The organism is Micromonospora maritima (assembly GCF_902825405.1).
Classification (GTDB): domain Bacteria; phylum Actinomycetota; class Actinomycetes; order Mycobacteriales; family Micromonosporaceae; genus Micromonospora; species Micromonospora maritima.
Map to the genome: position 1 here is coordinate 1 of NZ_CADEAU010000187.1, position 9,809 is coordinate 9,809.

At 73.0% G+C, this 9,809-nt stretch carries 7 protein-coding genes, 1 pseudogene and 1 riboswitch; of the genes and pseudogenes, 6 read left to right on the forward strand and 2 right to left on the reverse strand.

What is annotated here, in order from left to right:
• On the reverse strand, positions 1 to 895 hold an 895-nt coding region (locus HUW36_RS17545), incomplete at its 3' end, for a PrsW family glutamic-type intramembrane protease (protein WP_174529163.1).
• Positions 896 to 1,025: 130 nt separating this feature from the next.
• Positions 1,026 to 1,237, forward strand: a riboswitch (cobalamin riboswitch).
• Between the two features lie 118 nt (positions 1,238 to 1,355).
• Between HUW36_RS17545 and HUW36_RS17550 the strand changes: the two genes are divergently transcribed.
• From HUW36_RS17550 to HUW36_RS17565, 4 genes are all read left to right on the forward strand, one after another.
• Positions 1,356 to 3,743, forward strand: coding sequence for a ribonucleoside-diphosphate reductase subunit alpha (locus tag HUW36_RS17550; RefSeq protein ID WP_174529164.1), 2,388 nt, complete (start codon positions 1,356 to 1,358; stop codon positions 3,741 to 3,743).
• A gap of 20 nt (positions 3,744 to 3,763) precedes the next feature.
• Positions 3,764 to 4,759, forward strand: coding sequence for a ribonucleotide-diphosphate reductase subunit beta (locus HUW36_RS17555; protein WP_174529169.1), 996 nt, complete (start codon positions 3,764 to 3,766; stop codon positions 4,757 to 4,759).
• Between the two features lie 161 nt (positions 4,760 to 4,920).
• Positions 4,921 to 7,155, forward strand: coding sequence for a flagellar hook assembly protein FlgD (locus tag HUW36_RS17560; RefSeq protein WP_174529165.1), 2,235 nt, complete (start codon positions 4,921 to 4,923; stop codon positions 7,153 to 7,155).
• Positions 7,149 to 7,676, forward strand: a complete 528-nt coding sequence (locus HUW36_RS17565; protein ID WP_174529166.1) for a hypothetical protein — start codon at positions 7,149 to 7,151, stop codon at positions 7,674 to 7,676. Before HUW36_RS17560 ends, HUW36_RS17565 begins: the two co-directional genes overlap by 7 nt.
• Here HUW36_RS17565 and HUW36_RS17570 read toward each other — a convergent pair.
• On the reverse strand, positions 7,673 to 8,437 hold the full coding sequence (locus HUW36_RS17570; protein ID WP_174529167.1) for a helix-turn-helix transcriptional regulator: 765 nt from the start codon (positions 8,435 to 8,437) through the stop codon (positions 7,673 to 7,675). The genes HUW36_RS17565 and HUW36_RS17570 overlap by 4 nt on opposite strands.
• Positions 8,438 to 8,583: 146 nt before the next feature.
• On the opposite strand from HUW36_RS17570, the gene fgd reads away from it, so the two are divergent.
• Both fgd and HUW36_RS17580 read left to right on the forward strand, forming a co-directional pair.
• On the forward strand, positions 8,584 to 9,588 hold the full coding sequence (gene fgd / locus HUW36_RS17575; RefSeq protein WP_174529168.1) for a glucose-6-phosphate dehydrogenase (coenzyme-F420): 1,005 nt from the start codon (positions 8,584 to 8,586) through the stop codon (positions 9,586 to 9,588).
• Positions 9,585 to 9,809, forward strand: a pseudogene (locus HUW36_RS17580) (2-phospho-L-lactate guanylyltransferase); the annotation flags it as partial. The gene fgd and the pseudogene HUW36_RS17580, both read left to right, overlap by 4 nt.

Sequence of the window (9,809 nt, forward strand, 5' to 3'; positions counted from 1 at the left end):
GGGTGGCGGATCCGTTGTCGACGGTGAAGGTTACCGTCCGGGTCGTGGCGGCGGAGCCCTTGGCGGCCCGCACCGTCAGGGTGTAGCGCCCGTCGTCGACCCGCCGCGGCGCACCAACCGGAGCCGGCGGCACCTCGCCGGGCCGCTCCCGGTCCAGGTGCAGGCGCACCAGGATCCAGCCCAGCGACACGCCGCCGATGAACAGGTAGGCCGCCTGGGTGCCGAACGTGTCCCAGCAGGTGTGCAACGTGACCGCCGCGGCGAAGGTCAGCAGGAACGCCGCCAGCCGGCGCCCGCCGGGCGCGGCGGCGAGGGCGAACAACGCGCCGGCGGTCAGGCCGGTCCAGGACAGGTGCGCGGCGGGCGCGGTCAGGCCACGGATCAGCAGCGTCTGCTCGACCGTGCCGAGGTTGCCCTGCGACCCGACCAGCGCGGTGAACGCGTAGCCCATCGTCTCCAGCGCGGCGAAGCCGGCGCCGGAGGCCACCCCGATCACCAGCCCTTCCCCCGGCGACCGGTGCCGGCGCCACAGCAGCAGGATCGCCACCGGCACGATCAGCTTGGCCGTCTCCTCGATCAGGCCGACGAACACCATCGGCAGCACGCCGAGGCGGTGCAGGGTGTCGTACTCCAGCCAGCCCGCCGCGACGACACCGACCACCCCGCCGACGAACGCGGCGAGGCCGACGACCGAGCCGGGGACCCGCCACCGGCCGGTGCGGCCCTGCGCGAAGGTCAGGAACGTGGCCGGTGCGATGGAGGCGCCGAGCAGGATCAGCGCCGGCACGAAGTTGATGTTCCTGGTGCCGGCCAGTGTCTCCAGCACCAGCAGGAACAGCCCGACGCCGACCAGCAGGACCGCGACCCACGCCCAGCGGCGCCCCAGATTCGCCATGCGCCGAGTATCGCCGTCGACACCGGCGCCCGCCATGGCGGGGCACCCGTCGGGGCCATCGTGGACGCTGAGACGTTTCCGACACGCGGACGCGACATGTGGTGTTGCCTACGGGGCACCACCGCCATATATGGTGTTCACCGCAGCTGGTTCACCCGGTCGGCCACGGCCGGGTGTCGCAAGAGGGAACCCGGTGCAAGTCCGGGACTGCCCCGCAGCGGTGAGTGGGAACGACCGCCGTCAACGAAGCACTGGGCCACCCGGCCTGGGAAGCGACGGCCAGTAGGCGACCCCGTGTCGTGCCCGCGAGTCCGAAGACCTGCCAGCGCGCCGTGCGCTGCCGCGCGCGGCGGTCGGAGGTCGCGCGGGACGACCGACGCCAGCAGCCGGGCCGTCCCTGCGCCGTGCCCGTTGGCGTCCTCCCGCCGTCCGAGGCCATCGGTGACAGCGAGGAGAGGTCATGACGGTCGTGCAGGAGAGTCCACCGTCCGAGGTGGGCGGACCGGAGCAGCGCCGGCCCGTGATGCGGGTGCGCAAGCGCAACGGCGACGTCGAGCCGGTCGACGTCAACAAGATCGTCAAGGCGGTCGAGCGGTGGGTCGCCGACCTGGACGAGGTGGACCCGCTGCGGGTGGCCACGAAGACGATAAGCGGGCTGTACGACGGCGCCACCACCGCCGAACTGGACCGGCTGTCCATCCAGACCGCCGCGGAGCTGATCGGCGAGGAGCCGCAGTACTCCCGGCTGGCGGCCCGACTGCTCGCCGCGTTCGTGGACAAGGAGGTACGCGGGCAGCAGGTGGCGAGCTTCAGCCAGTCCGTCGCGTACGGGCACGGGCTGGGGCTGATCGGCGACGAGACCGCCGCGTTCGTCTCGCGCCACGCCCGCAAGCTGGACGACGCCGTGGACCCCGCCGGTGACCTGCGGTTCGAGTACTTCGGGCTGCGGACCGTGGCGGACCGCTACCTGCTGCGGCACCCGCAGACGCGGCTGGTGGTGGAGACGCCCCAGTACTGGCTGCTGCGGGTGGCCTGCGGCCTGTCCCACACCGCGGGCGAGGCGATCGGTTTCTACCGGCTGATGTCCAGCCTGGCCTACCTGCCCAGCTCCCCCACGCTGTTCAACTCCGGCACCCGGCACACCCAGATGTCCTCGTGCTTCCTGGTCGACTCCCCCCGCGACGAGCTGGACTCGATCTACGAGCGCTACCACCAGGTGGCGAAGCTGTCGAAGTTCTCCGGCGGCATCGGCATCTCCTGGTCCCGGGTCCGGGGCCGGGGCGCGCTGATCAGGGGCACCAACGGCCGCTCCAACGGCATCGTGCCGTTCCTCAAGACGCTCGACGCCGGGGTGGCGGCGGTCAACCAGGGCGGCCGGCGCAAGGGCGCGGCGTGCGTCTACCTGGAGCCGTGGCACCCGGACGTGGAGGAGTTCCTGGAGCTGCGGGACAACACCGGCGAGGAGTCCCGCCGCACGCACAACCTCAACCTGGCCAACTGGGTGCCGGACGAGTTCATGCGGCGGGTCGAGGCCGACGGCGAGTGGTCGCTGATCGACCCGTCCGACGCGCCGGACCTGCCCGACCTGTACGGCGAGGCGTTCGACGCCGCGTACCGGGCGGCCGAGAAGAGGGCGGTCCGCACGGTCCGGGCCCGGGACCTGTACGGGCGGATGATGCGCACGCTCGCGCAGACCGGCAACGGGTGGATGACGTTCAAGGACGCCGCGAACCGGCTGTCCAACCAGACCGGCGAGCCGGGGAACGTGGTGCACCTGTCGAACCTGTGCACCGAGATCCTGGAGGTCAACGACGACGCCGAGACCGCCGTGTGCAACCTCGGCTCGGTCAACCTCGGCGCGCACGTCACCGCGGCCGGGGTGGACTGGGAGAAGCTGCGCGCCACGGTGCGTACCGCGGTGGTCTTCCTCGACCGGGTGATCGACATCAACTACTACCCGGCCGCGCAGGCGGCGGCGTCGAACCCGCGCTGGCGGCCGGTCGGGCTCGGCCTGATGGGGTTGCAGGACGCGTTCTTCACGCTGCGCCTGCCGTTCGACTCGGCGGCGGCGTCGGAGCTGTCCACCCGGGTGCAGGAGGAGATCTTCCTGACCGCGCTGGAGACCTCCGCCGGGCTGGCCGAACGGTTCGGCCCGCACCCGGCGTACGACCGGACCCGGGCGGCGAAGGGTGACCTGCACCCGGACCTGTGGGGCGCGGAGCCGACCCAGGTCGGGCGCTGGGCCGCGCTGCGGACCCGGATCGCCGCGCACGGCCTGCGCAACTCGCTGCTGGTGGCGATCGCGCCGACCGCCACCATCGCGTCGATCGCCGGCTGCTACGAGTGCATCGAGCCGCAGGTGTCCAACCTGTTCAAGCGGGAGACCATGTCCGGGGAGTTCCTCCAGGTCAACACGTACCTGGTGCGGGAGCTGAAGGCGCGTGGGCTGTGGACGCCGCAGATCCGGGACCGGATCAAGCGCGCGGAGGGCTCGGTGCAGGACGTCACCGAGCTGCCCGCCGAGGTGCGGGAGCTGTTCCGCACCGCGTGGGAGCTGCCGCAGCGGGCGCTGATCGACCTGGCCGCCGCCCGGGCGCCCTGGATCGACCAGTCCCAGTCGCTGAACCTGTTCCTGAGCGCGCCGACAATCGGCAAGCTCTCCTCGATGTACCTGTACGCCTGGAAGGCCGGGCTGAAGACCACCTACTACCTGCGGTCCCGTCCCGCCACCCGGATCCAGCAGGCCACCGTCGCCGTGACCCCGGCGATCGCACCGCTCGTCGTGGCCGACGACGAGGCGCTGGCCTGCTCCCTGGAGAACCCCGAGAGCTGCGAGGCCTGCCAGTGACCACCACCGAGACCCGGCCCATGCTGCTCGACCCCGGCATGGACCTGACCCTGCGCCCGATGCGCTACCCGCACTTCTTCGACCGGTTCAAGGACGCCATCCGCAACACCTGGACGGTCGAGGAGGTGGACCTGCACGCCGACCTGGCCGACCTGGCGTCGCTGTCCCCGGCCGAACGGCACCTGGTGTCGCGGCTGGTGGCCTTCTTCGCCACCGGCGACACCATCGTCGCCAACAACCTGGTGCTCAACCTCTACCAGCACGTCAACTCCCCGGAGGGCCGGCTCTACCTGTCCCGGCAGCTGTTCGAGGAGGCGGTGCACGTCCAGTTCTACCTGAACCTGCTGGACACGTACGTGCCGGACGAGACGGAGCGGTTCGCCGCGTTCGCGGCGGTGGAGAACATCCCGTCGATCGCCCGCAAGGCCGAGTTCTGCTTCCGGTGGATCGACTCGATCCACGAGTTGCGGGAGCTACGGACGCAGGCGGACCGGCGGGCGTTCCTGCTCAACCTGATCTGCTTCGCCGCGTGCATCGAGGGGTTGTTCTTCTACGGCGCGTTCGCCTACGTCTACTTCCTGCGGTCCCGGGGCCTGCTCAACGGGCTGGCCTCCGGCACCAACTGGGTGTTCCGGGACGAGTCCATGCACATGGCGTTCGCCTTCGACGTGGTGGACACCGTGCGCGCCGAGGAGCCGGACCTGTTCGACGAGGAGATGGAGCGGCAGGTCCTCCAGATGCTCGCCGAGGCGGTGGAGTGCGAGGCGCAGTTCGCCGAGGACCTGCTGGAGCAGGGCGTGTCCGGGATGTCGCCGGCCGACATGCGCGAGTACCTCCAGCACGTGGCCGACCGGCGGTTGGCCGCGCTCGGCATCGCGCCGATGTACGGCAGCCGCAACCCGTTCGCGTTCATGGAGCTCCAGGACGTGCAGGAGCTGTCGAACTTCTTCGAGCGGCGGGTGTCGGCGTACCAGGTCGGTGTCACCGGCAGCGTCACCTTCGACGACGACTTCTAGCGCGGTGGGCCCGCCCCGGGCCGGGACGGCCGGGGCGGGTCCGCAGTCCCGTCGACGACATTCCCGGTACGCGCATGCGCGTATCGCCCCTGCCTCCCCGATCCGCGACGTTGTCATCGCCGAACCCAGGGCGGGCGTCGGCGGACGAGGGGGGAACGCGCGTGAAACGGATACGTCAACGGCTGCGGCCGTTCCTGGCGGCGGCGCTGGCCATGGTGGTCGGCGCCGCCGTCACCACCGCGCTGCCGGCCACGCCGGCCGCGGCGAGCTACGGCTCGACGGTGACGGTGACCGTCGACGAGATGCACACCACCGAGTGCCTGGACCGGGTCTGGCTGGTCGTGTGCGACACCCCGGAACTCTTCGGCGTCGCGATCGTCACGCAGGACGACGGCCAGCAGCTGCGGTGCGAGATGGCGCTGCCGGCGGCCGGCGGGACGGACATCGTCACCCCGAGCACGGTCTGCGCCGGGCGCTCGGTGACCGGCAACTTCCGGGTCAACTTCGAGCTGTGGGAGGACGACTCCACCGAGGGAGGCAGCCGGGACCAGGCCGACCTCAACGCCGGTACGGCCAAGGACTGGGCGACGACGAACCTGCTCGGCGGCCGGTCCGGCACGTCCCGGTGGACGACCAGCGGCGGCCCCTCCCGGGCGATCTTCACCGTGTCGGTGTCACCCCGGCCCACCGCCATCGCCATCTCGTCGCCGCCGCCCGGCGGCACGCCCCGCGAGTTCGACCCGCGACTGGGCGAGACCTTGACCGTGAGCGGCACCCTGTCGGTGCCCTCCGCGCTGCGGTTCACCGTCACCGCGCAGGCGACCGGGGCGTCGTTCGTGCTGTTCGAGGCGCCGTTCTACGGCGGCATCTTCAACGTCACCTGGGACGGTCGCTGGTCCGACGGGTCGTACGCGGCGGTCGGCGGATACACGATCACCGTCGCCGACCCGGTCGACGGCGCCTCGGCGCGCACCACCCAGGCGCGGGTGATCCAGCGCGTCGGCCTGGCCTTCACCGGCATAACCAGCCAACCGGCCACCAACTGGCAGTACCGCAGCGGCCCGATCGTCATCGGCGCGGTCGCCTCGGCGGCCGGGACGTTCCGGATGCGGGTGCTGCGCGGCGCCACCGAGGTGTACCGCACCGCCGACCAGCGCCGCGCCGCCGGCCCGCTCTCGTTCTCCTGGAACGGCCGGCACGCCGACGGCTCCTGGGCCACCCCCGGCAGCTACACGTTCACGCTGGAGGGCACCGCCGACGACGGCCGCGCGTTCCCGGCCGCCTCGCGGGTCGTGCCGGTCAGCGACCCGCCGCCGGGCCTGGAGGTGTACGCGCTGGCCGAACCGGGCGTCCCGGCGGTCAACCCGCAGGCCGTGCCGGGCACGTCGATCCGGGCCAAGGTGGTCGCCGCCGACCACACCGCGCGACCGGCGGCCCGGATCACCGTCGAGATGAGCCCGGCCGGCTGGATCGGGCGTCCGGTCACCCTGGCGCCCCGGGTGGTGAAGACCTGCGTGCAGACGACCGAGTGCCAGGCGGTGATCCCGTCGGACATCCTCGCCGGGGAGGCGGTCGCGTACCGCGTCACCGCCAGCGAGGCGGACGGGGTGCCGGAGATGCGCACCGCGACCGCGGACTGGCGGATCACCGACCTGAACCCGCCGGATCCGTCGCAGGGTCCCGAGGTCACCCTGGTGCCGCTGTGGCGGGCCAGCGTGCCGGCGGTGGTGGGCTCGGACGGGCGGGTGAACACCCGGCCGCTCAACCAGACCATCGACGTGGCGTACGCGCCCGGCAGCGGCTACGACACGTCCACGCTGGACGGCGCGCGGCAGTTCGGCAACGCCGTCGACGACAACGCGTGGCAGCTGCTGGGGATCCGCTCGCGGGTGTTCCCCAGCTCGATCGGCACGCACTGGTCCCAGGTGGGCATCTGGGTGCAGAACGTGCCGGTCGAGGTGACGGTCAGCCCGGACGGCGACGCGCTGTGCCGGCGCGGGCCGTTCAGCCCGGTCAGCTTCGCCGAGACCAACGGCGTGCTGCACACCGTCAACTGCCGGGACAACGCCTCCGGCACGGTGTTCAGCGCCGACTCGCCGATCGTGGGCTGGCACGAACTGCACCACAGCGCCTACCACGAGGGCGACGAGTACTGCTGCGACGGCGGCTACTCCTACGGCGACGGGCGCAACACCTACCCCTCGCTGTCGGCCTGCCAGCGCGGCGGGTCGGACGCGCGCACCTGCAACGAGATCACCGACGGGGTGAGCCCGACCGGTTGGTGGCGCAGCGACGGGCCAATGGCCGACGTCATGATCGACAACTCGGTCGAGCGGGCCGACGACATCCGGGCCGCCGAGGCGACCTTCGCACGATGCGGGAGAGGGCAATGCTGAACCGACGGATCCGGATCCTCCTCGCGGCGGCGCTCACGGTGCCGTTCCTGAGCGCCGCCGCGGTGGCCACCCGGACCGGGACCACCGCGGCCGGCGCGGCGCCGGTGGTGCCGGCGCCGACCGTCGACCCGGCGAACCCGACCACCGGCACCCATCTGCGGCTCGGGCTGCGCGTGTCGGCGCGCGCCGCCACGCCGAACCTGCTGGAGATCGACAGCGGGTTCGCCTCGTCGTTGCGCGGCACGGGCGGGCCGTTCCAGCTCGTGGTCCGGGACTCCGGCGGGGCCGTGCTGGACACGCTGTGGCTGGACGACCCGCTGGCGACGCGGGTCTACGGCAGCAAGGAGAAGGCCCACGACACCCCCCGGGCGAAGGAGGCGGACGTGGTGGTGGACCTGCCGGTCACCGACACCGCGTTCGTGGTGGACGTGGTGCTGGCCGACCGGCGGATCGGTCAGGTCGAGGTGGCCTCGCTGATCCAGGCCTGCCGCAACGCGCCGCTGCCCTGCGCCACCATCTAGGCGCGCGGGCCGGGCACCTCCAGGATGCCGAGCGCCACCGCCCGCATGACGGTGGCGACCGGCCCGGAGGTGCCCAGCTTGCGGTGCACGTTCTCCAGGTGCTTGCGCACGGTGCCGGCGGCCAGGCCGAGACGGCGCGCGGTGGCCGGCACGGTCAGGCCGTCGGCGATGCCGCGCAGCACCTCGACCTCCCGCCCGGTCAGGCCGGCGCCGCCGGGCGGCACCGGCCCGCCGGGCAGCCGCACGCACCGGTGCACGGCGATCAGCGCCGGCTGCAACCGGGCGAGCAGGTCCATCTCACGCGCGTCGAAGATCCGGTCCCGGTTGAACTGGTACCAGCTCAACACCGGCGTCGGGCCGACCACCAGGGCGACCGTGTGCGCGCCGATGCCCCGCGGCGCCAACACCTCGCGGTAGAGCGCGTGCCGCCGCCACTGCCGCTCCGACAGCACGTCGGTGACCTGGAGCGGCCCCGCCGGGTACGGGTGCGACCGGCGTACGGTCGGCGCGAACAGCGGATGGTCGGTGAGCTGGTGGTGCATCCGCCGCACCAGCGTGCGGTCGACCGGCCGGTCCGCGGCGAGGTCGGGCAGGCGCAGCGTGGCCAGGTCCAGTTCCGCGTAGGTGGACAGCTCGCTGCGCAGGCGGTGGGCCACGGCGGCGAGCACGGTGTCGACGAGCGCGCGCCCCCGCAGCGCGCCGATCCCGGTCGCCACCTCGCGGACCCACGCCCGGTCCGCGGCGGTGGTGGAAAGCGTCACGAGCGGACCATAGGAGCCGGCGCACGCGCGGCCGGTCGGCAAGTGGACACTGATCACCTTCCAACACCGCCCGGTCTCGACCGCGGTTCGAGGCCGCCCCGAACCGCACCGGAGATCGTCGAGCCACCGACAGACAGGGGTGGCAGATGGTCAGGTTCGGCTACAAGGCCTCCGCCGAGCAGTTCGGCCCGCGGCAACTGCTGGAGTACGCGGTCCGGGCCGAGGAGCACGGGTTCGACTCGGTCTTCGTCAGCGACCACCTCCAGCCGTGGCGGCACGACGGCGGTCACGCCCCGGCCGCGCTGCCCTGGCTGGGGGCGCTGGTCGCCCGTACCCGGCGGATCGTCGTGGGCACCAGCGTGCTCACGCCGACGTTCCGCTACCACCCGGCGGTGGTCGCGCAGGCGTTCGCCACCCTGGGCTGCCTGGCGCCGGGGCGGGTGGTGCTCGGCGTCGGCTCCGGCGAGTCGCTCAACGAGGCCCCGCTCGGCGCACCGTGGCCGCCGCCGGCGGAGCGGCTGGCCCGGCTGACCGAGGCGGTCGAGCTGATCCGGCGGCTGTGGCGCGAGGACCGGGTCGACTTCGCCGGCCGGTTCTACCGCACCGACCGGGCCACCGTCTACGACCGGCCGGAGCAGCCGGTGCCGCTCTACGTGGCCGGGGGCGGCCCGGTGGCGGCACGGCTCGCCGGCCGGCTCGGCGACGGCTTCATCTGCACCAGCGGCAAGGGCCGGGACCTGTACGCCGACCGGCTGCTCCCGGCGGTGGCCGAGGGCGCCACCGGCGCCGGGCGGGACCCGGACGCGCTCGACCTCACCATCGAGGTGAAGGTCTCCTTCGACACCGATCCGGACCGCGCGCTGCGGGACACCGCCCACTGGGCGGCGCTGGCGCTGACGCCGGAGGAGAAGACCGGGGTGGACGACCCGATCGAGATGCAGCGCCGCTCCGACGCGCTGCCGCTGGCCCGGGCGGCCAGCCGCTGGATCGTCTCCGCCGACCCGGCCGAGCACGCGGCCCGCGTGCAGGAGTATCTCGACCTGGGCTTCCGGCACCTGGTGTTCCACGCTCCCGGCCCGGACCAGGCCCAGTTCCTCAGTCTCTACAGCACCAAGGTCCTGCCGCTGCTCTCCGTCCCGGACCCGCGGTGACGCTGCCGGAGTGGACGGTGCTGGTGCCGGTGAAGCGGCTCGACCGGGCGAAGAGCCGGCTGGCCCTGCCGGTCGGGCTGCGCCGCGCGGTCGCCGAGGCGATGCTCGTCGACGTGCTCGCCGCCGCCGCCGCGGTGGCGCGGGTGTGCCTGGTCACCGGCGAGCCGGTGGCCCGAGGTTGGGGCGTACCCGTGCTGCCGGACCCCGGTGGCGGGCTGTCG

What these genes read in the sequence shown, in the direction of transcription:
- HUW36_RS17555 (WP_174529169.1), top strand. Translation starts at nt 3,764, where the DNA reads ATGCTGCTCGACCCCGGCATGGACCTGACCCTGCGCCCGATGCGCTAC.
- HUW36_RS17550 (WP_174529164.1), top strand. Translation starts at nt 1,356, where the DNA reads ATGACGGTCGTGCAGGAGAGTCCACCGTCCGAGGTGGGCGGACCGGAG.
- fgd (WP_174529168.1), top strand. Translation starts at nt 8,584, where the DNA reads ATGGTCAGGTTCGGCTACAAGGCCTCCGCCGAGCAGTTCGGCCCGCGG.
- HUW36_RS17565 (WP_174529166.1), top strand. Translation starts at nt 7,149, where the DNA reads ATGCTGAACCGACGGATCCGGATCCTCCTCGCGGCGGCGCTCACGGTG.